This is a genomic window from Microbulbifer sp., assembly GCF_036563125.1.
Lineage (GTDB): Bacteria > Pseudomonadota > Gammaproteobacteria > Pseudomonadales > Cellvibrionaceae > Microbulbifer.
In genome coordinates this window covers 1-22552 of sequence record NZ_DATCMV010000083.1, presented here as the reverse complement: position 1 = coordinate 22552, position 22552 = coordinate 1, and the positions used below count along the sequence as shown (strand labels likewise).

The window sequence follows — 22552 nt, the reverse complement described above, 5'->3', positions numbered from 1 at the left end:
TGGTCGTCACACCCCGTTCTTCAAGGGCTACCGTCCGCAGTTCTACTTCCGTACCACCGACGTGACTGGTGCGTGTGAGCTGCCGGAAGGCGTTGAGATGGTAATGCCGGGTGACAACATTCAGATGACTGTTACCCTGATCCACCCGATCGCCATGGAAGACGGTCTGCGCTTCGCGATTCGCGAAGGTGGCCGTACCGTTGGTGCTGGCGTTGTTGCCAAGATCATCGAGTAATCTTTACTCCTGATCTGAAAGACAAAAAAGCCGCAGCGGCAGCGCTGCGGCTTTTTTTTGTCTGTACCGTTTAGAACCAGTCGCGGCTGAGGTCGCAGTGTCTGCATCGCGACATCAGCTGTTCGTAATCCCTTCCATCTATTGCGACCAGTGATTCATGGTCCCCGGACTCCAGGTAGATGGTGTCCCATTTGTTCAGGCTGCTGTCGACCAGGGTGGTGATTCCGTAGGCCGGTCCAAGCGGGGGTAGGGCGCCGACTTCGCAGTCAGTGAAGATGCTGCCAAATTCGCCCTCCTGCATCATTTTCAGGTGATTGCGTCCGGTTTCGTCGTGAACGGCGCGCATATCGAGACTGCTGCTGGCGGGAATGATCGCCATAACCATGCCGTGGTCATCCTTCAGCATGATGGCTTTGGCAACCGAATCCTCACGCAGTCCAGTTTTATGCGCGCTTTCGCGACTGGTGGCGCTGTGGTCATGGGGGATGACTCGGTAGTGTACCGAGTGGTCATTCAGGTATTGACTGACTGTGCTTGCAATGGTCATGAGCTGGCCCTCCTGAAGGTGGATCTCGTTGGCTTTCTCTAGTGTAGGTTCGTGCCGGTGCAGCTCGAAATTCCGCCGCAGTGGTTTGTTTCTTGAACTGTGTTGACAGATCAAATAATCGCCCGTAGACTTCGCGCTCCTTTTCGCCCGCCCTCGGGGCTGTGTAAAAGGACGTTCTTTGGTTTAAATGATTGGAGTTTGATTCCATGCAGGGTCAACGCATCCGAATTCGCCTGAAGGCTTTCGATCACAAGCTGATCGATACCTCTACTCAGGAGATCGTAGAGACGGCCAAGCGCACTGGCGCTCAAGTACGCGGTCCCATTCCGCTGCCGACTCGTAAAGAGAAGTACACCGTACTGATTTCTCCGCACGTCAACAAAGACGCGCGTGACCAGTACGAAATCCGTACTCACAAGCGTTTGCTGGACATCGTCGAGCCTACCGAGAAAACCGTCGACGCGCTGATGAAGCTCGATCTGGCGGCCGGTGTTGAGGTTCAGATCAGTCTCGGCTAACACTTCAAATTAACTACCGAATCCCAGGCGAAAAAGGTCTGGGTAGTGTAACGCTCTGAAATTGGGCGGCCGCAGTGGGTTAAAGCCCCGTGCACTGAGAGGTTGAAAAGATGACTATAGGTATTGTCGGCCGCAAGAGCGGCATGACTCGCATCTTCACTGAAGATGGCGCGTCTATCCCGGTAACTGTTATCGAGGTAGCTCCGAATCGCGTCACCCAGGTGAAAACTCTGGAAACTGATGGCTACTCCGCAGTTCAGGTAACTGTGGGTTCCCGTAAGGCTTCCCGTGTCTCCAAGCCCCTCGCGGGCCACTTCGCCAAAGCCAACACTGAGGCTGGCTCTGCACTCTTCGAACTGCGCACTGACGGTTCTGACGAGTCCTTCGAAATCGGTTCTGAAATCACTGTTGCTGGCTTTGAAGCTGGCCAGAAGATTGACGTAACCGGCACTTCCAAAGGTAAAGGTTTCCAGGGCGGTATCAAACGCTGGAACTTCCGTACCCAGGACGCTACTCACGGTAACTCTCTGTCTCACCGCGCACCCGGTTCTATCGGTCAGTGCCAGACTCCTGGCCGCGTGTGGAAAGGCAAGAAAATGGCCGGTCACATGGGTGCTGAGCGTGTTACCACGCAAAACCTGGAAGTGGTTCGTGTAGACGTCGAACGCAATCTGCTGCTGGTAAAAGGTGCCGTTCCTGGTGCGCCCGGTGGCGACGTAATCGTTCGTCCGGCAGTTAAAGCCTAAGGCTGAGGGTAAATAGATATGGAACTGAATATCGCTACTCCCGAAGGCGCTAAAGGCACTGTTGCAGTTTCTGAAGTGACTTTCGGTCGTGAATTCAATCAGGACCTGGTGCACCAGGCAGTGGTTGCCTACATGGCAGGCGCTCGTCAGGGTACCAAGGCTCAAAAGAGCCGCTCCGATGTTTCCGGTGGCGGCAAGAAGCCGTGGCGTCAGAAGGGCACTGGTCGTGCTCGTGCTGGTACCACTCGCAGCCCGCTGTGGCGCACTGGTGGCGTAACCTTCGCTGCTGTTCCGCGTGATCACAGCGTAAAGCTGAACAAGAAAATGTACCGCGCTGCTCTGCGCTGCATTCTCTCTGAGCTGGCTCGTCAGGAGCGTCTGGTTGTCGTTGAATCCTTCGACGTTGACGCGCCGAAGACCAAGCAGCTGGTAACCAAGCTGGCACAGTACGATCTGTCCGACGCGTTGATCGTGACCGAAGAGGTTAACGAAAACCTCTACCTGGCCGCGCGCAACCTGCACAAGATCGATGTTCGCGATGTACAGGGTATCGATCCGGTAAGCCTGATTCGCTTTGACAAGGTCGTGGTTACCGTTTCTGCACTCAAGAAAATTGATGAGGTGCTGGGATGATCCAAGAGCGACTCTACAAAGTACTGCTGGGCCCGGTAATTTCCGAGAAGGCTGCTGTGCTGGCGGACTCCGCCAACCAGGTAGTGTTCAAGGTAACCACCGACGCTTCCAAAGCCGATATCAAGGCAGCGGTAGAAAAGCTGTTCAACGTTTCTGTTGAGCAGGTTCGCACCGTGAACGTAAAAGGCAAAACCAAGCGCACCCGCTACGGCGTTGGTCAGCGCAATGATTGGAAAAAAGCCTACGTTCGTCTGGCCGAAGGCAGCGACATCAACTTCGAAGCTGCTGAGTAAAGGGGAAAGTTGCAATGGCTATTGTAAAAACAAAACCGACCTCAGCCGGCCGTCGTCACCTGGTAAAGATCGTCAACGCCGATCTGCACAAGGGCGCGCCCTATGCTCCGCTGGTTGAGAAGAAGTCCAAGACCGGTGGTCGTAACAACAACGGTCGTATTACCACCCGTCATATCGGTGGTGGTCACAAGCATCACTACCGCATGGTGGACTTCAAGCGCAATAAAGATGGCATTCCTGCCACTGTAGAGCGCCTGGAGTACGACCCGAACCGCAGCGCACACATCGCTCTGGTGTGCTACGCCGACGGTGAGCGTCGTTACATCATCGCACCGAAAGGCCTGCAGGCCGGTGCAAAAATCCAGTCTGGCGACGCTGCGCCTATCGCTGTAGGTAACACCCTGCCGCTGCGCAACATCCCGGTTGGTTCCGTAATTCACGGTATCGAGCTGAAGCCTGGTAAAGGCGCTCAGCTGGCCCGCTCTGCCGGTGCCTCTGTTCAGCTGGTTGCCCGTGATGGTCAGTACGCAACTGTACGTCTGCGTTCTGGCGAAATGCGCAAGGTTCTGACCGAGTGTCGCGCCACCCTGGGTGAAGTGAGCAACTCTGAGCACAGCCTGCGCAAGCTGGGTAAAGCCGGTGCAAAACGCTGGCGCGGTGTTCGCCCGACCGTTCGCGGTGTGGCGATGAACCCGGTAGACCACCCGCATGGTGGTGGTGAAGGTCGTACCTCCGGTGGTCGTCACCCTGTGACGCCTTGGGGTGTTCCGACCAAGGGTAAGAAAACGCGTAAGAACAAGCGCACCGACAACATGATTGTACGTCGTCGCGGCAAATAAGCCGCGCGATGTCTGAGCTGCTAGAGAGGAATCGACAGTGCCACGCTCATTAAAGAAAGGTCCCTTTATTGATCTGCATCTGATCAAGAAGGTGGAGGCGGCGATTGAAGCCAATGATCGTCGACCGATTAAAACCTGGTCCCGCCGTTCCATGATTATGCCGGAAATGGTTGGACTGACGATTGCCGTGCACAACGGTCGTCAACACGTACCTGTGCTGGTCAACGAAGAAATGGTTGGCCACAAGCTGGGTGAGTTTGCAGCTACCCGCACTTACCGTGGCCACGCCGCGGATAAGAAAGCGAAGAAGCGCTAAGCCGAGGTTATAGAGATGGAAGTACAAGCAAAATTACGCGGTGCTCGTCTGTCGGCACAAAAGGCGCGTCTGGTAGCTGATCAGATTCGCGGCAAAGGTGTCGAAGAAGCCCTGGATATCCTGGCTTTCAGCCACAAGAAGGGTGCTGCGATCGTCAAGAAGGTTCTGGAATCCGCAATCGCCAACGCTGAGCACAATGAAGGTGCTGACGTTGACGAGCTGAAAGTTTCCACCATCTTCGTGGATGAAGGTATGACCATGAAGCGCATTAAACCGCGCGCCAAGGGTCGTGCTGACCGCATTTTCAAGCGTACTTGTCACATCACTGTGAAAGTAGCCGAGAAATAACAGGACAGGCGAGAAAACCATGGGACAAAAAGTACATCCTACCGGCATTCGTCTGGGTATCGTTAAAAAGCATACCTCTGTGTGGTATGCCGGCAGCGACGAGTACGCAGACAAGCTGTACACGGATCTGAAAGTTCGCGAATACATTCGCAAAAAGCTGGCCCACGCTTCCGTGAGCCGCATCGAGATCGAGCGTCCGGCCAACACCGCTCGTGTGATTATTCACACCGCGCGTCCGGGTATCGTGATCGGTAAAAAAGGTGAAGACGTAGAGCGTCTGCGCAACGACCTGACCGCTCAGATGGGCGTGCCGGTGCACATCGACATCGAAGAAGTGCGCAAGCCGGACCTGGACGCCACTCTGGTAGCCCAGAACGTTGCCCAGCAGCTGGAGCGTCGCGTTATGTTCCGTCGTGCTATGAAGCGCGCGGTACAGAACGCCATGCGTCAGGGCGCAGAAGGTATCAAGATCCAGGTTAGCGGCCGTCTGGGCGGCGCCGAGATCGCGCGTACCGAATGGTACCGTGAAGGTCGTGTACCGCTGCACACTCTGCGTGCCAACATCGACTACGGCACTTATGAAGCCAGTACTACTTACGGCATCATCGGTGTGAAAGTTTGGATCTTCAAAGGCGAAGTCATCGGTGACGAAATCCCCGAAGAGAAGCCAGCGAAGACTCGCAAGAAAGCTGCTAATTAAGGGGTGCGCAGATGCTACAACCGAAGCGTACAAAATTCCGCAAGGTACAGAAGGGTCGCAACCGCGGTCTTTCCCAGCGCGGCTCCAAAGTGAGCTTTGGCGAGTTCGGCCTTAAGGCCATCGGTCGCGGTCGCATTACTGCGCGCCAGATCGAAGCGGCTCGTCGCGCAATGACTCGTCACGTTAAACGTGGCGGCAAGATCTGGATTCGTGTGTTTCCGGACAAGCCCATCACCAACAAGCCTCTTGAGGTGCGGATGGGTAAAGGTAAGGGTGGCGTTGAGTACTGGGTTGCCCAGATTCAACCGGGCAAAGTCCTCTATGAAATGGAGGGTGTTTCCGAAGAACTGGCTCGTGAGGCATTTGAACTCGCTGCAGCCAAGCTCCCTGTAAAGACAACTTTCGTTAAGCGTTCGGTGATGTAATGAAGACTGCAGATCTACGCTCAAAGTCAGTTGAAGAACTGAACCAGGAACTGCTGAGCCAGCTTGAAGCTCAATTCAAGCTGCGTATGCAGAAATCCACCGGTCAGCTGACTCAGACCCATCTGCTGAAGCAGACTCGTCGCGACATTGCTCGCATTAAGACTGTTTTGACTGAGAAGGCAGGTAACTGATCATGGCTGAAGCAAAACTGAAGCGTACTCTGACCGGCAAGGTCGTGAGTGACAAGATGGATAAAACCATCACCGTTTTGATCGAGCGCCGTGTGAAGCACCCGATCTACGGCAAAATCGTGAGCAAGTCCACCAAGCTCAAGGCACATGACGAAAACAATGAGTGCGGCATCGGTGATGTCGTAGTTATTGAAGAATCTCGTCCGCTGTCCAAGAGCAAGTCTTGGTCCTTGCAGCAAATTGTAGAGCGTGCGGCGAAGGTTTAACCCCTAGCGCATTGAAGAGTTTCGGAGAGGAACGATGATTCAAGCGGAATCCTACTTAGAAGTAGCCGATAACAGTGGGGCTCGCCGTGTCATGTGCATCAAGGTGCTGGGCGGCTCCCACCGTCGCTACGCTGGCGTTGGCGACATCATTAAAGTGACCGTCAAGGAAGCAATTCCTCGCGGTAAAGTGAAAAAGGGTCAGGTAATGAACGCGGTTGTGGTTCGCACCAAGAAAGGTGTGCGTCGCGCTGACGGTTCTCTGATCAAGTTTGACGACAACGCTGCGGTGTTGCTGAACAACAACTTGGCGCCGGTCGGCACCCGTATTTTTGGCCCGGTAACTCGCGAGCTGCGCGGTGAGAAGTTCATGAAGATCATCTCACTGGCTCCCGAAGTTATCTAAGCCACGAGTGGAGAAAAGACATGCGCAAGATCAAGCGTGACGACGAAGTGATCGTTATCGCCGGTCGCGACAAAGGCAAGCGCGGCACCGTACGCAAGGTGCTGAACGACGGTCGCCTGATCGTATCCGGTGTTCAGATGATCAAAAAACACCAGAAGCCGAATCCACAACTGGGTGTTGCTGGTGGCATCGTTGAGAAAGAAGCCGCTATCCAGGCTTCCAACGTGGCCATTTTCAACCCGAGCACCCAGAAAGCTGACCGGGTAGGCTTTAAAGTACTGGAAGACGGTACTAAGATCCGCGTCTTCAAATCCAGCGGCGACGCCGTTGACGCATAAGTCAGGTGGAAAAAATGGCAAGGCTTAAAGAGCTCTATACCAAAGAACTCGCGCCCAAGCTGAAAGAAGAGCTGGGTATCGAGAACGTGATGGCAGTGCCTCGCATCACCAAAATCACCATCAACATGGGTGTTGGTGAAGCCGTTGGTGACAAAAAGGTACTGGAACACGCAGTCAGTGACATGACTGCGATCACTGGTCAAAAACCCATCATCACCAATGCTCGCAAGTCTATTGCGGGCTTCAAGATCCGTGATGGCTGGCCGATCGGCTGTAAGGTAACTCTGCGCGGTGAGCGTATGTATGAGTTCCTGGAGCGTCTGATCGGTATCGCGATTCCGCGTATTCGCGACTTCCGTGGCATCAGCCCGAAGCAGTTCGACGGTCGTGGTAACTTCTCGATGGGTGTAACCGAACAAATTATCTTCCCGGAAATCGACTACGACAAAGTAGACAAGATCCGCGGTCTGGATATTTGTATCACTACTACAGCAGCCAACGACGACCAAGGTCGCGCACTGCTGAAAGCATTCAACTTCCCGTTTAAGGGTTAAGAGGATTCCATGGCGAAGAAATCCATGATTGCGCGTGAAGTAAAGCGCGCTCGAACCGCAGCTAAGTACGCCGAAAAGCGTCAAGAGCTGAAGGCGATCATCGCCAGTGCCAGCGCTTCCGATGAGGAGCGTTGGGAGGCTCAACTCAAGCTGCAACAACTGCCGCGCGATGCAAGCCCGACTCGTCAGCAACGCCGCTGTCGGATCACTGGTCGCCCCCACGCTGTCTACCGCAAATTCGGCCTGTGCCGTAACAAACTGCGTGAAGCAGCCATGCGTGGTGATGTCCCCGGTCTGGTTAAGTCCAGCTGGTAAAAGGCAGACTTGAGGAGTCTTAAGTAATGAGTATGCAAGATCCGTTGGCAGATATGCTGACCCGCGTCCGCAACGCCCTGGCGCGCGGAAAGGGCAGTGTTTCTATGCCTTCTTCAAAACTGAAAGTAGCTGTAGCCAACGTTCTGAAGAGCGAAGGTTATGTTTCTGACGTTGCTGTTAGCGAAGGCGCCAAGCCTGAGCTGACCATCGAACTGAAATACTTCCAGGGCAAACCGGTAATCGCCGAGCTGGACCGGGTTTCCCGTCCGGGCCTGCGCGCTTACTCTGGTAAAAAAGCACTGCCTTCCGTTCGCGGTGGCCTGGGCATCGCTATCGTCTCCACCTCCAAGGGTGTGATGACCGATCGCGCAGCCCGTCAGGCTGGTGTCGGCGGCGAAGTGCTCTGCACCGTATTCTAAGCGGGGGTTGATATGTCTCGAGTAGCTAATAGTCCCGTAAGCATCCCCGCTGGCGTTTCCGTAGACCTGAAAGGTCAGGACATCGTTGTTAAAGGCGGAAATGGCAACCTGAACTTCTCTGCTCACAGCGATGTGGAAGTGAAGCAGGAAGAAAACCAGCTGACCTTTGCTGCACGCAACGGTTCCAAGCAGGCACGTGCCCTCGCCGGCACTACCCGCGCGCTGGTAAGCAATATGGTGGTCGGTGTCAGTCAGGGTTTCGAAAAGAAACTGCAACTGGTCGGCGTGGGTTACCGTGCGAAAGCCGCCGGTAAGTCCGTAAACCTGAGCCTCGGCTTCTCCCATCCGGTTGATTACGATCTGCCGGAAGGTGTGACCGCTGAGACTCCGTCTCAGACTGAAATCGTACTGAAGAGCAGCGACAAGCAGCTGTTAGGTCAAGTGGCCGCTGAGATCCGCGCGTTCCGTCCGCCGGAGCCCTACAAAGGTAAGGGTGTCCGTTACGCTGACGAGCGTGTGTATCGCAAAGAGGCCAAGAAGAAGTAAGGCATAGATATGAACGTTAAGAAGCAATCTCGCTTGCGTCGTGCACGTCGTGCCCGCGCCAAAATGCGTGAGCTGGGCGCCGTTCGCCTGACAGTGAACCGCACTCCCCGCCACATCTACGCACAGATCCTGTCTGCCGATGGCGACAAGGTATTGGCCTCTGCCTCTACTCTGGACAAGGACCTGCGTGAAAGCAAAACCGGTAACGTCGACGCTGCTAAAGCCGTTGGCACCCTGATCGCTGAGCGCGCGAAAGCCGCCGGCGTTGAAGCGGTAGCCTTCGATCGTAGCGGTTTCAAATACCATGGCCGTGTTAAGGCCCTGGCAGACGCTGCCCGTGAAGCCGGTCTGAAATTCTAAGGGTTGAGTTATGGCTAGAGAAAAAGTCGAGAAAGGCAACGACGAAGGCCTCCAGGAGAAGCTGGTACAGGTCAATCGTGTTGCCAAAACCGTAAAGGGTGGTCGTATTTTCGCGTTCACCGCTCTGACCGTAGTTGGCGACGGCAACGGCCGTGTCGGTTTCGGTCGTGGCAAGGCACGTGAAGTACCAGTTGCCATCCAGAAGGCAATGGAAGCTGCACGTCGCAATATGATCCAGGTAGACCTGAACGGTGACACCATTCAGTACGCTACCAACGGTCGTCACGGCGGTTCCAAGGTTTACATGCAGCCCGCTTCCCAGGGTACCGGTGTTATCGCCGGCGGTGCCATGCGCTCCGTACTGGAAATGGCTGGTGTCCACAACGTACTGGCCAAGTGCTACGGCTCTACCAATCCGGTAAACGTCGTTCGCGCCACCTTCAGTGCGCTGGGCAAAATGAGTAGCCCAGAAGACGTTGCTGCCAAGCGCGGCAAGTCTGTGGAAGAAATCCTGAACTGATTCGGTTCCGGGTCGCAACAGCTGAACCGTTGCGGCCCGATCTGAACTTGCTTTGAGTGAATGAGTCATGGCTAAGAAGACCATCAAAGTCACCCAGGTCAAGAGCGTCGCCGGTCGTCTGAAAAATCATCAGGCGTGCGTCGCTGGTCTGGGTCTGCGTCGCATCGGTCACACTGTGGAAGTGGAAGACACTCCCTCTGTGCGCGGCATGATCAACAAGGTGAATTACCTCGTAAAAGTGGAGGAGGCATAACATGCGTTTGAATGAGTTGTCTCCAGCTGAAGGCCACAAGCACGCCAGCAAGCGTGTTGGCCGTGGTATCGGTAGCGGCCTGGGTAAAACCGGTGGCCGTGGCCACAAGGGTCAAAAATCCCGTTCCGGCGGACGTGTACGTCCGGGCTTCGAAGGCGGTCAGATGCCTTTGCAGAAGCGCCTGCCGAAGTACGGTTTCACCTCTCGCGTTGGCCGCTTTGTAGCGGAAGTGCGTCTGGCGGAGCTGGCGAAGGTAGACGGTGACACTATTGATTTGGCAGCGCTGAAAAATGCCGATATTATCGGCGGCCACATTAAACGCGCCAAAGTGTTCCTGTCTGGTGAACTGACCAAAGCGGTTACCGTGAAAGGTCTGAGTGTCACCAAAGGTGCTAAAGCAGCCATCGAAGCTGCTGGCGGAAAAGTAGAAGACTAAATCGAGGCCCCAATGGCACGACCAGGATCTGGTGTTAACTCCCTGGGTAACGGCAAGGGATTAGGCGAGCTCTGGGCTCGCCTTCGTTTTCTGTTTCTCGCGATACTTGTTTATCGTTTGGGAACTCATATTCCAGTGCCCGGTATTGATCCGGAAAAGCTGGCGAACCTGTTTAACCAGAACCAGGGAACCATCCTTGGCCTGTTTAACATGTTCTCCGGTGGTGCACTGGAGCGGATGAGTATTCTGGCCCTCGGCATCATGCCGTACATCTCCGCGTCCATCATCATGCAGTTGATGACCGCGGTAACGCCTTCTCTGGAGGCGTTGAAGAAGGAAGGCGATGCAGGGCGCCGCAAGATCAACCAGTACACCCGTTATCTGACGGTGTTGCTGGCACTGGTTCAAGGCATCGGTATGACCTTCGGTCTCGCCGGTCAGAACCTGGCTTATTCCGCTGAACCGGCATTCGGTTTCTACTTCGTGGCCGTTGTGTCACTGGTGACCGGTGCGGTGTTCATGATGTGGCTGGGGGAGCAGATTACGGAGCGCGGTGTTGGTAACGGCATTTCCATGCTGATTTTTGCCGGTATCGTTGCAGGTCTGCCCAGTGCCATTGGCCAGGCTTTCGAGCAGGCGCGCCAGGGTGAGCTGCACATCCTGATGCTGCTGGCGATTGGTTTCGTAGCGATTGCTGTTGTGTACTTCGTCGTGGTTATGGAGCGCGGTCAACGCCGTATCACCATCAACCATGCACGTCGTCAGGCGGGTCGTTACTCCCAGGCGCCGGCGGCTCAGTCCAGCCACCTGCCGCTGAAGGTCAATATGGCCGGTGTGATTCCGGTGATCTTTGCCAGCAGTATCCTGCTGTTCCCTGCGACTCTTGCGCAGTGGTTCGGTCAGGGTGGCGAGGGTATCGGTGCTCAGATCCTGCAGTGGATGGCACTGCAGTTGGGTCCCGGTCAGCCGCTGAACATTATTCTGTTCGCACTGTTGATTGGCTTCTTCTGTTTCTTCTACACGGCGTTGATGTTCAACCCGAATGAAGTAGCAGACAACCTGAAAAAATCCGGTGCCTATGTGCCCGGTATCCGCCCCGGCGAACAGACCGCGCGTTATATCGACACCGTTCTGACTCGTCTGACTCTGGTGGGTGCTGTTTACATCGCGCTGGTCTCCCTGCTGCCGCAGTTCCTGGTGGTCGGGCTGAACATTCCCTTCTATTTGGGAGGTACTTCGCTGCTGATCGTTGTGGTCGTGGTGATGGACTTCATGGCACAGGTTCAATCGCACCTGCTGTCTCACCAGTACGAAGGGTTGATGAAAAAGGCGAATCTGCAAGGCTACGGCCGCCGTTAATCGGCAGTCGCTGCAGCAGGAGTGAATTGAGGTAAGGTCATGAAAGTACGCGCTTCTATCAAAAAGATCTGCCGTAACTGCAAAATCGTACGTCGCAAAGGCGTTCTGCGGGTAATCTGCAGCGCTGAGCCGCGTCACAAGCAGCGGCAGGGCTAAGCAATGAGCGGAATGCCATTGGCGTTCCGCACATTGTTTGGCAACCGGTCACGGATGGCCGGGCCGGTGTCCGCCCAGGGATGGGTGTTTACGACACCGGTAGTTCGAAAGAATTTGCCTCTTGGCACAGCCCCGTGTTAAAAGGCGCACCGCAAGCGTGCAAGCTTGCGGCGAGACTGAAGGGTCAATCAGAGGTTGATTTTAAGGTTTCAAAAAGGGGGCGTTGACTGTCGTCCGCTTTCCCCGGGTTAGGGCCCTGGGAGGGTGGGCTATTGCAATTTGGTGTATGAAAAGCTATTCTTGCGCGCCTTTTTGGTGGTGTTGGTGGCTTTTTATTCGCTGTCAGCGCCGAATTGAGAATTGAGCCGCGCCATTACCAAGTAGCGCCGGTTCACAATACGTGGAGTATGCCTCTATGGCACGTATTGCTGGTGTAAACGTACCAGACCACAAGCACGCCGTGATCTCCCTGACCCATATCTATGGTGTCGGTCGCACTACGGCCAAGTCTATTCTGGCAGCGGTAGGTATCGCTGAATCCACCAAACTTCGTGATCTGTCCGAAGAGCAGATTGAAACCATCCGCGGTGAAGTTGCAAAACTGACCGTTGAAGGTGATCTGCGTCGTGAAGTGTCCATGAACATCAAACGTCTGATGGACCTGGGTTGCTTCCGCGGTCTGCGTCACCGTCGCAGCCTGCCGCTTCGCGGTCAGCGCACCAAGACTAACGCCCGTACCCGTAAGGGTCCGCGCAAGCCGATCCGCAAGTAAGCGTCTCGCGCAAGTCTTCACAAGTACAGGATTTAGGATACAGGTATGGCTAAGCCAAAAACTACTGTTCGCAAAAAGGTCAAAAAGACCGTTGTCGACGGTGTTGCCCACATCCACGCATCGTTCAATAACACGATCGTGACGATCACTGACCGTCAGGGCAACACTCTGAGCTGGGCTACCGCTGGTGGTTCCGGTTTCCGTGGTTCTCGTAAGAGCACCCCTTTCGCAGCCCAGGTTGCCGCTGAGCGCGCAGGTACTGCCGCCCAGGAATACGGCCTGAAAAACCTTGATGTCGAAGTTAAGGGCCCAGGCCCGGGTCGCGAATCTGCTGTTCGCGCTCTGAACAACTGCGGCTACAAGATCACCAACATCACCGACGTGACGCCTATCCCGCATAACGGATGTCGTCCGCCCAAGAAACGTCGCGTGTAAGAGGGGGTTGACGAAATGGCACGTTATATTGGACCAAAATGTAAGCTTTCCCGTCGGGAAGGTACCGATCTTCAGCTGAAAAGTGGCGTTCGCCCGCACGAGTCAAAGTGCCGCGCGGAAACCAAGCCTGGCGTTCATGGCGCCGGTCGCGGTCGCCTGTCCGACTACGGCGTTCAGCTGCGTGAAAAGCAAAAAGTACGTCGCATCTACGGCGTGCTGGAAAAGCAGTTCGCAAACTACTATAAGGAAGCGGCGCGTCTGAAAGGTGCAACCGGTGAGAACCTGCTGCAACTTCTGGAAAAACGCCTCGACAACGTGGTTTACCGCATGGGCTTCGGCTCCACTCGCTCTGAAGCGCGTCAGCTGGTTTCCCACAAGGCGATTCTGGTGAATGGCACTACCGTGAATATCCCTTCTTTCCAAGTGAAGGAAGGTGACGTTATCTCCATTCGCGAGAAGTCCAAAAAGCAGATGCGTATCCAGAACTCCGTTGCCCTCGCTGCACAGCGTGGTGATGTTGAGTGGGTAGACGTGAACGCGAGCAAGCTCGAAGGTACCTTCAAGCGTGTTCCTGACCGCGTTGATCTGCCGGCAGAAATCAATGAAAACCTTATCGTGGAACTCTACTCCAAGTAAGGCTCTGTTCCATTTAAGGAATAAAACTGTAATACAGGTATGGCTATGCAGACTGCTGTCAACGAGTTTTTGACACCTCGTCGTATTGACGTCACCGAGTACAACCAGAACCACGCCAAAGTGGTCCTGGAACCGCTGGAGCGTGGTTTCGGCCACACTCTCGGCAACGCACTGCGCCGCATCCTGCTGTCCTCCATGCCCGGCTGCGCCGTCACCGAAGTGGAAATCGACGGTGTTGAGCACGAGTACAGTGCAATTGAAGGCGTGCAGGAAGATGTGATTGAAATCCTGCTCAATCTCAAGGAAATTGCGGTGGTGATGCACGGCAAGGACCAGGCAGTGCTGAGTCTGAGCAAGAAGGGCCCGGGCCCGGTTACCGCTGGCGACATCCAGGTGGATCACGACATCGAAATCGTGAACCCCGAACATGTCATCGCCAACATTACCGGTGACGTGCAGCTCAACCTGCGTCTGACCGTTGCGCGCGGCCGCGGCTACCAGCCCGCCGACGCGCGTCGCGAAGACGAGGATGAGACCCGCTCCATCGGCCGCCTGCAGCTGGATGCCTCCTTTGGCCCGGTTCGTCGCGTCTCCTACAGCGTGGAATCCGCGCGTGTAGAGCAGCGCACCGACCTGGACAAGCTGGTTCTGGACCTGGAGACCAACGGTACTCTGGACCCGGAAGAAGCGATCCGTCGCGCCGCCACCATCCTGCAGCAACAGCTCGCAGTGTTTGTGGACCTGGAAGGTGAGAAAGACTCCCTGCCAGAAGCGAAGGAAGAGGAAGTTGATCCGGTACTGCTGCGTCCGGTTGACGACCTGGAACTTACCGTACGTTCGGCGAACTGTCTGAAAGCGGAAAACATCTACTACATCGGCGACCTGATTCAGCGTACCGAAGTAGAGCTGCTGAAGACCCCGAACCTGGGCAAGAAGTCCCTGACCGAGATCAAGGACGTTCTGGCTTCCCGCGGTCTGTCCCTGGGTATGCGCCTCGAGAACTGGCCGCCGGCCAGCCTCAAGGGCGACAGCAAGCTGAGCTCCCTGTAAAGCATTTGTGGCGCGGGTTCTGCCCGCCCTTGTGAAGAAAACCGAGTGGTGTGTGCCTTTGGTAAATACCACTCCCAGACGACTTGCTGAGAAAGCAATTGAAGTCGTGAGGAATTGAGTTATGCGTCATCGCTATAGTGGCCGTAAATTCAGTCGTACCAGCTCTCACCGCAAGGCCATGTTCAAGAACATGACCGCTTCTCTGGTAGAGCACGAACTGATCAAAACCACACTGCCGAAAGCCAAGGAGCTGCGTCGCGTTGCCGAGCCGCTGATCACCCTGGCCAAGAAAGACAGTGTTGCCAATCGCCGTCTGGCTTTCGCCCGTATCCGTGATAAGGATGCAGTGCGCAAGCTGTTCGACGAGCTGGGTCCTCGTTACGAAGCCCGTCCGGGCGGTTACATCCGCATTCTGAAATGCGGTTTCCGTGCCGGCGACAAGGCTCCAATGGCTTACGTAGAGCTGGTGGATCGTCCGGTAGCGGGCGAAGCCGTAGAAGCTGCGGAAGCCTGAGGCCCTGTGCTTTAGGTTGATCGGTACATACCTGTGCCGAGCGAAGGAAAGCCGGTCCCTGACCGGCTTTCTTTTTTTCTGATAGTGCTATTTTGACGGAAGAGTCTCGATGTTCCAGTCACTGGATGAATTGCTGCAGATCCTCAATCCGCAAATTGTCGGCAGCCTGAAAAGGGCAATTGAGCTGGGCAAGTGGCCCAACGGGGTTGTTGTGTCCCCGCAACAGAAAATGCTGTGCGCGGAAGCTGTGGCGTACTGGGAGCAGAAGCACGCCGCGCCTGTGGAGCGTGTGGGTTACGTCCCACCGAAGTCGACACCCTGTGCCGATAAGCACGACCATGACCATGAGGAAGAGGCGGTCACCTGGGTGGCTTCCTGATCTCCGCTTCTTGCCCAGGTTTATTCAGTAAGTTTGCGTAGCACCGCCGTCTTTTCCTGCAAAATCCGCACGGCGGTGTCCAGATCTACCCGGAAAAAGTCCAACTTGTCCTGCGGTTTTAGCTGGCCGAGCAGATGTTGGTCAGCGGAGATCACATGGGCGAGGCGAGGGTAGCCGCCAATGGTCTGGCCCTCCACAAAGGAAATGATCGGCTGACCATCCGGTGGGATTTGTACGCTACCGGGGCAGAGCCCTGACGACGTCATCTGTGGCAAGCCTTCAGTATCCAAGCCACTTCCCGCCAGTCTTATCCCCATGCGATTACTTTGCGCAGAAGCTTGGTATGTCGTGCGGTAAAACAGTTCCCGCGCAGTGCCCGCGAACATCTCTGCTTCGACCCCATCGATTACCCGTATCTGTGGTCTCGCTGCGTATCTCAATTCAAACGCATTCGACAGCTTCCGGCCTTCTACCCGACGGCAATTTCGTAGCAGAATCTCATCCCCCGTGCGCAGTGCGCGACCGCAATAACCGCCAAATCCGGTTTGGAGGTGAGTGGAAAAACTGCCAAAGACCGGTGTTAACGCCGTTTCTGCGGAGAGCGCAAGGTAGGCCCGGGCGCCGCTTCGCAGGGGACCGAATGCGAGATGATCCCCCTTTTTGACCGGGATTCCCCGGTCATTTTCAATGCTTTGCCCGTTGAGTGTTAAATCAAATTGCGCGCCGCAAATAGCGATGGAAAGGTCGCAGCCAAATTCGATTTCGGGGCCGGTGAGGGTAATTTCCAGGCAGGGGTGATGCAGTGGGTTGCGCAACAGGCTGTTGGCGAGCTGCATCGCCAGCGGATCAGCCGCGCCGCCTTTCGCTATGCCATACTGCATCCACCCGCTACGCCCCCCGTCTTGAATGCTTGTCTGTAATCCTGGTTTCAGAATACGCAGCATCACACACTCTCTTTCATTGGGGGCGGGGTATTCGCAGCGCTTTCTTCCATGGCAGCGAATTCCTGTGCGTTAACCGACACAAAACGTATTCGGTCCAGTGGACCGGCGATAAAAGGGTTTTCCCGTTGGGGGTCGAATAGCGTGAGGGGAGTGCGGCCGATAATCTGCCAGCCAGCGGGGGTGGATTGTGGATAAATGCCGGTCTGGGCCCCACCGATACCGACAGAACCGGCGGCCACGCGCAGCGCGGGTTTTTCCTTGCGGGGACACTCCAGTTCCGGCGCGAGGCCGCCAAGATACAAGAACCCCGGGGTGAAGCCGAGCATATGCACCAGATAATCCGGCTTGCAGTGCAGCTCAATGACGCGGCTTTGACTCAGGCCTGTATGCGCGCACACCGCACTCATATCCGGCCCGTAGGGGGCCTCGTAGCACACCGGGATTACGACAACTTGTGAACTGTCTGCTTGCTCCAGGGTGTCCGGGAAACGTTTCGCGCTAACGGCGTCCGCCACGAATTCCCGAATGCGCTGGTGCAGTGGCATGTTGCCCGCCAAGTGGGCAGCTAACGGGCTGTAGCAGATGGTGAGGCATTGGTAGGCTGGGATCAGCTCCTTCAGCTCCGGCCACTCACCCCGTTGTATGGCGAGCTCCAGCGCATTTTTAAGACTGATGATGACGCGGCTCAGCGATTCTCCGGGAGTGGCGTCGAAGCATATATCCAGTGCCGTATCGCCATTCTGGCGCAGTGTAAATGGCGGATTCATGCACAGATACGGATATCCGCCTCATACAGGGCCTGGTGAAGTCGCGCGGCTATGTGCACGGCTTGTGGGTTGTCGCCGTGCAGGCAAATGCTGTCTACGGTGAACCTCAGAGGTTTGCCTTCGATGGAGGAAAACGTCTCGCCTCTGATCAGGCACATTGTCTGTTGCCGGCACAGGGCAAATTCGTCTATTACCGCTCCAGTCTGAGAGCGCGGGGCGAGCTGGTGATCATTCAGATAGCGACGATCCATGAATCCTTCGCGTAAAAAAGGTTGCCCCAGTTTCCTTGCCGCCTGTTCCATCGACGCGTTGGCCAGGCCGAGAACGGTCAGTTGTGGATAGCACCTGTTAAGCATGGCGACAATGGCCTGCGCCAGCTTGGGATCCGCTTCTGCATCGTTATAGAGCGCGCCATGCAGTTTGACATGATCGAGGGTGGTGCTGGCGCGGGCGGCAATATCGCTCAGGGCGTCTATCTGCTTGGCGATGCTTTGCAGTAGTCGTTCTTCCGGCAGCGAAAGTGACTTCCGCCCGAAGTTTTCCCGGTCCGGATAGCTGGGGTGTGCGCCTATGGCGAGGTTGTGCTTCAAGGCATTTGCCACCGTGAGCGCCATGGTGGCGTCATCGCCGGCATGGCCGCCGCAGGCAATGTTACAGCGGGAAATAAAGCCCATTAATACCGCATCACGCACGCAGTCGTCGATATTGACACCTTCGCCCAGGTCGCAATTGATATCTATTTTCACAGGCAGTTATCCGGTGATTCTGGCACTGAATTTCAGGCACGGAAAATCCCGCTACCAGGTGGTCGCGGGTGCAATTGCCGGAGCAATTTATTCTCTTGCCGGCTTGTTATTTGCTCGGGCGGGAAGCCTGTTGAAATTGTGTCCGCTTTGGTGTCCGGCGTGAAAGTCGGCTACGCAATTTCTCACGCAACAGTAGCCACGCAAACGCACTGTTGGTAAACAGGTACCTGCGCCACATACGCCCGGGCTCCTGCAGCATCCGGAACATCCATTCTAGACCCGCGTTCTGTACCCACAACGGCGCCCGTTGGACCTTTCCTGCGACCACGTCAAAGGTGCCGCCGACACCCATCACGAAATCAACACCCAGCGCTTCGCGCCAGCGATGGATAAAATTTTCCTTGCGGGGTGAAGTGATGGCGACAAACAGCAAGCGCGCGCCGGATTGGCGGATTTTTTCCACCACCGCTTCCTCATCGTCCCAGAAATAACCGTGGTGCCATCCTGCAACGTTTAACTGAGGAAAACGCGATTTTAGCGTTAGAACGGCATCGTGCACCACCTGCTCACGGGCGCCGAGAAAATATACTGGGAAATCGTGTTCTGAGCTCATGTGCAGCAGCGCGTAAAACAGATCTATTCCCGCCACTCTCTCGGGTATGTCATGGCCGAGAAAGCGTGCGCCCCAGACCACACCCATACCGTCAATATTGATGATGTCACAGGACTTTACCGACGCGGAGAGCTCCGTATCGCGCTGCATATGGATCAACTTGGCCACGTTCACAACCACGTGCTGGGTGAACACGCGGCTGCGTATCCTTTCTGCTATAGAAGTCACGGTATCGGGCATGGAGGCCACATCCATCGGTACTCCAAATAGTTCGATTCTGTGCATTATGGCTATCTCTCCAATTTATGATTTCCAATGACCACGGCACTGGGATGCGCTATCCCATTGGCATTGTTCGGGGAAGCTGTTAAGCGCGGAATAACCGGTGAATAATCGCTTATCCATGCGCAAGTGCAGGCGCCGGTACCTGCGCAATGATCTTCGGCTGAGGATAAACTTCGAGCTGTCCGCCATTGCGATAGACTTCGTCGAGCCAAGAACTGAGTTGATCAAGTCCGAAGGGAGTAAGGGATTTCGGGTGGCCCATGGCAACAAAGTGCGTGTGCTGTTGATCTTTGGCCCGCTTAAAGGCACGGCGAAGTAGTGTCGCTTTGTAGCCGTCGATGGACACCGCCATGTGGGAGTGACGAGTCAGCAAGTGCAGCAAATCCCGCCGCCCATTTTCTACCGGCGCCCCGTCGCCTAACCTCGCGTGTCGCTTTGCCTGGCCAAATAGCCGAATAAGTGCGAACCGCCAGTAGAAGAGCGGCGAAACATACTGGGAAGATATTGCCAGTTCAGTGAAAGTACCGGCAGGCTCAGGTTGGCAGGGATCGGTGTCAAATTTCCAGCAGGACATCTGCGGGGCTGAGCGAAAATCGAAGCGGTGCACTTCGGACTCGGCAGCACCGCCATGGAAAACAGAACTGTCTACACTGATGCCATTTGCGCGGAGCGCATCGGCGATGGCGGTAAATGGCTGCACGCACCAGCCGCCCGCGCGAAAAACGAAAACTTTACGTGTGAGATGGGAGTTCAGTTCCCGGACACATCGGGTGACGAGGCCGCCGATGTCCTGATGCGACCACTGTGCGAGCCGATAGCGGTCGGTAACCATGTTCCAGCGCCCGCCGTCGTGCCAGGAATCGAACCAGTGCGGATGTATGTGAAGCTGTATCTGGTGGCCTCGTGCTTCGAGCTTGCGTATGTGGGAAACAACATCCGAATAGTCGCGCGCAAGTTTGGCGGACCGGACACTATATTCGCGCAGTCGTACCAGGTAACTGGCGTCGACAAAAAAGACCACGGACGCCGAATATTTTTCCAGTACCTTCAGCAGTGCTTCGCAGGCCTTGATCATGCAGGCCTGTGGTGTACCGGTTTGCTTGCCAAAAAATAGCTCGTAATCGAGCGTCAGCATAATCCGCATGTTCAGACACTTTCTCGAGTCAGATCGGGTACGCTCACGCTATGTCGAAAGACATCTGTATTGTTGGTCAGTCGTGACACCAAGCCCCGTGTGTCGATCACCGCCTTGCCGGAAAGCTGCTTCGCGTCGATGGCGAGAAACTCTTTGTGATCAACGAGTATCACGGCAATGTCAGCTCGTGCCAAGGCAGCGTCGAGTTGTGCAAGCTCCACCCCGAGCGCAGAAAGTTCCGGCGGTAGTGCCTGGATGTTCGGCTCTACGGCTAACAGCGTGCCACAGTGCTTGCTGGCCAATTGCTTCACGACGAGCATCGCAGGGCTTTCACGCAAGTCGTCAATGTCGGGCTTGAAGGCGAGCCCAAGGCAGGCAATCACCGGGTTGTCGATGGTGCGGGCTGTTTGTTCGACCTGACTAACCACATAGGGTGGCCGGCTGTCATTAACGGCTCGTGCTTGTGCAATCAACTTCGCCTGTTGTGGCGCACTACTGACAATAAACCAGGGGTCAACGGCAATACAGTGACCACCAACGCCGGGGCCGGGATTCAGAATGCGAACGCGCGGGTGGCGATTGGCAAGCCGGATAAGTTCCCAGACATCGATATCGAGACGGTCACAGATAAGTGCCATTTCGTTGGCGAATGCAATATTGACATCCCGATAGGCATTTTCTGTAAGCTTGGTCAGTTCCGCAGTGCGTGCATCGGTAACAATGCAGTCGCCTTCCACAAACAGGTGGTATAGCCCCATCGCGGCGGTGCTACAGGTATCGCTCAAGCCGCCGATTATGCGGTCGTTGGTAACCAGTTCCTCCAGTACACGGCCGGGTAGGACTCGCTCGGGGCAGTAAGCGATATGTATATCTGTGACGACGGTTCCACCGGGTTGTGGAAACGAAAGGTCCGGACGCACGGCCTGCAGCCACTGGGCCATTTTCTCGGTAGTGCCGACCGGAGAGGTAGACTCAAGTATGACCAGGTCACCGGATTTAAGTACCGGGGCAATGGACTCCGCGGCGGCACGAATGAAACTCAAATCTGGCTCGGGCGTAAGCTGTTCCGGTCCTTCTGAAAAAGGTGTGGGTACCGCGATAACAAAGGCATCCGCAGGTTCTGGTAAGGTAGCGGCGCGGAGTAAGCCGGCATCCACTACTCTCTTGACAAGATTTTCCAGACCAGGTTCATAGATATGGATACGCCCCGCATTGATGGCGGCTACGGCGGATTGACGAATATCGACACCGACCACCTCAACACCAGTAGAAGCGAGAATCGCTGCAGTGGGTAAGCCGATATACCCTAGGCCGACAACGGATATACGACTAAACGGCAAGTTCCTGGGTAGCATGCAAAATTCCTTTTATGATCTTTTCACAGGCGAATCCATCGCCGTAGGGGTTCTGGGCTGCGCTCATCGCCTCGTAGGCAAATTCGTCATTGAGCAGTGCGGTGACACCAGCCACAATTTTTTTACTGTCAGTGCCCACCAGTTTCACGGTACCCGCACGCACGCCTTCCGGACGCTCGGTGATCTCCCGCATGACTAGTACCGGCTTGCCCAGCGACGGCGCCTCTTCCTGGATGCCACCGGAATCGGTCAGAATCAGGTGGGCGCGGTGCATCAGGTAGACAAACGGGAGATAGGTAAGCGGGCTAATCAAGTGCACGTTGTCGAGGCCTGAGAGCATTCTGTTGACTGGTTCCCGCACACGAGGATTCAGGTGAACCGGGTAGACAAACTGAATATCGTCCCGTGTCGCGAGTTCACGAATGGCATGGCAGATATTCTCCATGCCCGCACCGAAGTTCTCTCTTCTGTGGCCGGTTACCAGGATGATTTTCTTGTCCGGATTCAGGAAGGGGAATTGGGACTCAAGCTCTGAACTCAGGGTGTCGTCGGTCTCGATGCGACGGACCACATCAATGAGCGCATCAATGATGGTATTTCCGGTAACCGTAATTCTTTCGTCAGAAATGGACTCGTTAAGCAGGTTCTGCCGAGAAAGCGCTGTTGGTGCAAAATGGAATTCAGCTATAGCGCCTGTGATCTTTCGGTTCATCTCCTCTGGCCAGGGGCTGTAGATGTCGCCGGTGCGCAATCCGGCTTCGATATGGGCCACAGGGATTTTGCAGTAATAGGCAGAAAGTGCTGCAGCCAGTGTGGTGGTGGTATCCCCGTGCACAAACACACGATCTGGCTTGGAGTCGTTCAGCACATCACGCATGCCAAGTAAAATACGCGAAGTAACCTGAAACAGATCCTGATTGGATTCCATGATGTTCAGGTCGTAGTCCGGCACAATGTCAAACAGCGACAGCACCTGATCCAGCATTTCCCTGTGTTGGCCGGTTACACAAACTTTGGTTTCAAATCTCGGGTCCTGGCGCAGCAGGTTAACAAGAGGGGCCATTTTTATCGCTTCGGGACGTGTCCCGAATACCAGCAACACTCGCATAACTCGTCGCTTCCAACCTTGGATAAATTTATTGCCAGGGCTCTCGACATCCATTGTCGATACACCCACTAATGTTGAGCTTCAAAAAAGACAACAC

At 55.4% G+C, this 22552-nt stretch carries 38 protein-coding genes; 30 read left to right on the top strand and 8 right to left on the bottom strand.

What is annotated here, in order from left to right:
- The coding region (locus VIL80_RS06560; protein ID WP_527250109.1) for an EF-Tu C-terminal domain-related protein at positions 1-235 on the top strand (235 nt) is incomplete at its 5' end.
- A 70-nt stretch (positions 236-305) separates the two neighbouring features.
- Here VIL80_RS06560 and VIL80_RS06555 read toward each other — a convergent pair.
- Positions 306-782 carry an aminoacyl-tRNA deacylase gene (locus VIL80_RS06555; protein ID WP_332035322.1) on the bottom strand — a complete coding sequence of 159 codons (477 nt, stop codon included), beginning with the start codon at positions 780-782 and terminating at the stop codon, positions 306-308.
- A 206-nt stretch (positions 783-988) separates the two neighbouring features.
- On the opposite strand from VIL80_RS06555, the gene rpsJ reads away from it, so the two are divergent.
- The 29 genes from rpsJ (at position 989) to VIL80_RS06410 (ending at position 15502) form a co-directional block, all read left to right on the top strand.
- Complete coding sequence (rpsJ, locus tag VIL80_RS06550; RefSeq protein ID WP_066967210.1) at positions 989-1300, top strand: 30S ribosomal protein S10; 312 nt, start codon at positions 989-991, stop codon at positions 1298-1300.
- A 110-nt stretch (positions 1301-1410) separates the two neighbouring features.
- Entirely contained in the window at positions 1411-2046 is a 636-nt protein-coding gene (rplC, locus tag VIL80_RS06545; RefSeq protein WP_332035321.1) for a 50S ribosomal protein L3, read from the top strand.
- Positions 2047-2064: 18 nt separating this feature from the next.
- Entirely contained in the window at positions 2065-2679 is a 615-nt protein-coding gene (gene rplD / locus VIL80_RS06540; RefSeq protein ID WP_332035320.1) for a 50S ribosomal protein L4, read from the top strand.
- Positions 2676-2972, top strand: a complete 297-nt coding sequence (rplW, locus tag VIL80_RS06535; protein ID WP_318955199.1) for a 50S ribosomal protein L23 — start codon at positions 2676-2678, stop codon at positions 2970-2972. Before rplD ends, rplW begins: the two co-directional genes overlap by 4 nt.
- Before the next feature lie 14 nt (positions 2973-2986).
- Positions 2987-3811 (top strand): 50S ribosomal protein L2, encoded by an 825-nt coding sequence (rplB, locus tag VIL80_RS06530; RefSeq protein ID WP_332035319.1) that lies wholly within the window; start codon positions 2987-2989, stop codon positions 3809-3811.
- A gap of 37 nt (positions 3812-3848) precedes the next feature.
- Positions 3849-4127: a 30S ribosomal protein S19 gene (gene rpsS, locus VIL80_RS06525; RefSeq protein ID WP_020411388.1), complete on the top strand. Its 279-nt coding sequence runs from the start codon at positions 3849-3851 to the stop codon at positions 4125-4127.
- 15 nt (positions 4128-4142) lie between these two features.
- Entirely contained in the window at positions 4143-4475 is a 333-nt protein-coding gene (gene rplV / locus VIL80_RS06520; RefSeq protein WP_105101966.1) for a 50S ribosomal protein L22, read from the top strand.
- A 19-nt stretch (positions 4476-4494) separates the two neighbouring features.
- On the top strand, positions 4495-5175 hold the full coding sequence (gene rpsC / locus VIL80_RS06515; protein ID WP_318955196.1) for a 30S ribosomal protein S3: 681 nt from the start codon (positions 4495-4497) through the stop codon (positions 5173-5175).
- An 11-nt stretch (positions 5176-5186) separates the two neighbouring features.
- Positions 5187-5600 carry a 50S ribosomal protein L16 gene (gene rplP, locus VIL80_RS06510; RefSeq protein ID WP_010133841.1) on the top strand — a complete coding sequence of 138 codons (414 nt, stop codon included), beginning with the start codon at positions 5187-5189 and terminating at the stop codon, positions 5598-5600.
- The gene (gene rpmC, locus VIL80_RS06505; RefSeq protein ID WP_043320803.1) at positions 5600-5791 is read left to right on the top strand and encodes a 50S ribosomal protein L29; all 192 of its coding nucleotides are present in this window, start codon (positions 5600-5602) and stop codon (positions 5789-5791) included. The genes rplP and rpmC overlap by 1 nt, the downstream gene beginning before the upstream one ends.
- 2 nt (positions 5792-5793) lie before the next feature.
- A complete protein-coding gene (gene rpsQ, locus VIL80_RS06500) occupies positions 5794-6057 on the top strand; it encodes a 30S ribosomal protein S17 (RefSeq protein ID WP_105101963.1) in 264 nt (87 codons plus the stop codon).
- Between the two features lie 34 nt (positions 6058-6091).
- Complete coding sequence (gene rplN / locus VIL80_RS06495; protein WP_105101962.1) at positions 6092-6460, top strand: 50S ribosomal protein L14; 369 nt, start codon at positions 6092-6094, stop codon at positions 6458-6460.
- 20 nt (positions 6461-6480) lie between these two features.
- Positions 6481-6798, top strand: a complete 318-nt coding sequence (rplX, locus tag VIL80_RS06490) for a 50S ribosomal protein L24 (RefSeq protein WP_105101961.1) — start codon at positions 6481-6483, stop codon at positions 6796-6798.
- Positions 6799-6812: 14 nt separating this feature from the next.
- Entirely contained in the window at positions 6813-7352 is a 540-nt protein-coding gene (rplE, locus tag VIL80_RS06485; protein ID WP_318955193.1) for a 50S ribosomal protein L5, read from the top strand.
- A 9-nt stretch (positions 7353-7361) separates the two neighbouring features.
- Positions 7362-7667, top strand: coding sequence for a 30S ribosomal protein S14 (gene rpsN, locus VIL80_RS06480; RefSeq protein ID WP_318955192.1), 306 nt, complete (start codon positions 7362-7364; stop codon positions 7665-7667).
- 26 nt (positions 7668-7693) lie between these two features.
- On the top strand, positions 7694-8086 hold the full coding sequence (gene rpsH, locus VIL80_RS06475; protein WP_105101958.1) for a 30S ribosomal protein S8: 393 nt from the start codon (positions 7694-7696) through the stop codon (positions 8084-8086).
- A 12-nt stretch (positions 8087-8098) separates the two neighbouring features.
- Positions 8099-8632: a 50S ribosomal protein L6 gene (gene rplF, locus VIL80_RS06470; protein ID WP_332035318.1), complete on the top strand. Its 534-nt coding sequence runs from the start codon at positions 8099-8101 to the stop codon at positions 8630-8632.
- 9 nt (positions 8633-8641) lie between these two features.
- Positions 8642-8992, top strand: coding sequence for a 50S ribosomal protein L18 (gene rplR, locus VIL80_RS06465; RefSeq protein WP_105101956.1), 351 nt, complete (start codon positions 8642-8644; stop codon positions 8990-8992).
- 10 nt (positions 8993-9002) lie between these two features.
- Positions 9003-9512 carry a 30S ribosomal protein S5 gene (gene rpsE, locus VIL80_RS06460; protein WP_105101955.1) on the top strand — a complete coding sequence of 170 codons (510 nt, stop codon included), beginning with the start codon at positions 9003-9005 and terminating at the stop codon, positions 9510-9512.
- Between the two features lie 67 nt (positions 9513-9579).
- Positions 9580-9765: a 50S ribosomal protein L30 gene (gene rpmD / locus VIL80_RS06455; protein WP_105101954.1), complete on the top strand. Its 186-nt coding sequence runs from the start codon at positions 9580-9582 to the stop codon at positions 9763-9765.
- Position 9766: 1 nt separating this feature from the next.
- Positions 9767-10201 (top strand): 50S ribosomal protein L15, encoded by a 435-nt coding sequence (rplO, locus tag VIL80_RS06450; RefSeq protein ID WP_332035317.1) that lies wholly within the window; start codon positions 9767-9769, stop codon positions 10199-10201.
- A 12-nt stretch (positions 10202-10213) separates the two neighbouring features.
- Positions 10214-11560 carry a preprotein translocase subunit SecY gene (secY, locus tag VIL80_RS06445; RefSeq protein WP_318955188.1) on the top strand — a complete coding sequence of 449 codons (1347 nt, stop codon included), beginning with the start codon at positions 10214-10216 and terminating at the stop codon, positions 11558-11560.
- A gap of 39 nt (positions 11561-11599) precedes the next feature.
- Complete coding sequence (gene rpmJ / locus VIL80_RS06440; protein WP_105101951.1) at positions 11600-11716, top strand: 50S ribosomal protein L36; 117 nt, start codon at positions 11600-11602, stop codon at positions 11714-11716.
- Between the two features lie 415 nt (positions 11717-12131).
- Positions 12132-12488 (top strand): 30S ribosomal protein S13, encoded by a 357-nt coding sequence (gene rpsM, locus VIL80_RS06435; RefSeq protein ID WP_138236927.1) that lies wholly within the window; start codon positions 12132-12134, stop codon positions 12486-12488.
- 45 nt (positions 12489-12533) lie between these two features.
- Complete coding sequence (gene rpsK / locus VIL80_RS06430) at positions 12534-12923, top strand: 30S ribosomal protein S11 (protein WP_043320820.1); 390 nt, start codon at positions 12534-12536, stop codon at positions 12921-12923.
- A 15-nt stretch (positions 12924-12938) separates the two neighbouring features.
- Positions 12939-13559 (top strand): 30S ribosomal protein S4, encoded by a 621-nt coding sequence (gene rpsD / locus VIL80_RS06425; RefSeq protein WP_332035316.1) that lies wholly within the window; start codon positions 12939-12941, stop codon positions 13557-13559.
- A gap of 45 nt (positions 13560-13604) precedes the next feature.
- Complete coding sequence (locus tag VIL80_RS06420; protein WP_332035315.1) at positions 13605-14609, top strand: DNA-directed RNA polymerase subunit alpha; 1005 nt, start codon at positions 13605-13607, stop codon at positions 14607-14609.
- Between the two features lie 121 nt (positions 14610-14730).
- Positions 14731-15123 carry a 50S ribosomal protein L17 gene (gene rplQ / locus VIL80_RS06415; RefSeq protein ID WP_105101947.1) on the top strand — a complete coding sequence of 131 codons (393 nt, stop codon included), beginning with the start codon at positions 14731-14733 and terminating at the stop codon, positions 15121-15123.
- Positions 15124-15232: 109 nt separating this feature from the next.
- Entirely contained in the window at positions 15233-15502 is a 270-nt protein-coding gene (locus VIL80_RS06410; RefSeq protein WP_332035314.1) for a DUF1315 family protein, read from the top strand.
- A 20-nt stretch (positions 15503-15522) separates the two neighbouring features.
- Here the strand turns inward: VIL80_RS06410 and VIL80_RS06405 are convergent, their stop codons facing one another.
- The 7 genes from VIL80_RS06405 to wecB all read right to left on the bottom strand — a co-directional run bounded on the left by VIL80_RS06405 (position 15523) and on the right by wecB (position 22455).
- Positions 15523-16446: a 5-oxoprolinase subunit C family protein gene (locus VIL80_RS06405; RefSeq protein WP_332035313.1), complete on the bottom strand. Its 924-nt coding sequence runs from the start codon at positions 16444-16446 to the stop codon at positions 15523-15525.
- Positions 16446-17213 carry a 5-oxoprolinase subunit PxpB gene (pxpB, locus tag VIL80_RS06400; protein ID WP_332035312.1) on the bottom strand — a complete coding sequence of 256 codons (768 nt, stop codon included), beginning with the start codon at positions 17211-17213 and terminating at the stop codon, positions 16446-16448. Before pxpB ends, VIL80_RS06405 begins: the two co-directional genes overlap by 1 nt.
- On the bottom strand, positions 17210-17959 hold the full coding sequence (gene pxpA / locus VIL80_RS06395; protein WP_332035311.1) for a 5-oxoprolinase subunit PxpA: 750 nt from the start codon (positions 17957-17959) through the stop codon (positions 17210-17212). Before pxpA ends, pxpB begins: the two co-directional genes overlap by 4 nt.
- Before the next feature lie 106 nt (positions 17960-18065).
- The gene (locus tag VIL80_RS06390; RefSeq protein WP_332035310.1) at positions 18066-18857 is read right to left on the bottom strand and encodes a WecB/TagA/CpsF family glycosyltransferase; all 792 of its coding nucleotides are present in this window, start codon (positions 18855-18857) and stop codon (positions 18066-18068) included.
- Between the two features lie 112 nt (positions 18858-18969).
- Positions 18970-20001, bottom strand: a complete 1032-nt coding sequence (locus VIL80_RS06385) for a polysaccharide deacetylase family protein (protein WP_332035309.1) — start codon at positions 19999-20001, stop codon at positions 18970-18972.
- Between the two features lie 2 nt (positions 20002-20003).
- On the bottom strand, positions 20004-21347 hold the full coding sequence (gene wecC / locus VIL80_RS06380; protein WP_332035308.1) for a UDP-N-acetyl-D-mannosamine dehydrogenase: 1344 nt from the start codon (positions 21345-21347) through the stop codon (positions 20004-20006).
- The gene (wecB, locus tag VIL80_RS06375) at positions 21322-22455 is read right to left on the bottom strand and encodes a non-hydrolyzing UDP-N-acetylglucosamine 2-epimerase (RefSeq protein ID WP_332035307.1); all 1134 of its coding nucleotides are present in this window, start codon (positions 22453-22455) and stop codon (positions 21322-21324) included. Before wecB ends, wecC begins: the two co-directional genes overlap by 26 nt.
- Positions 22456-22552 lie beyond the last annotated feature (97 nt).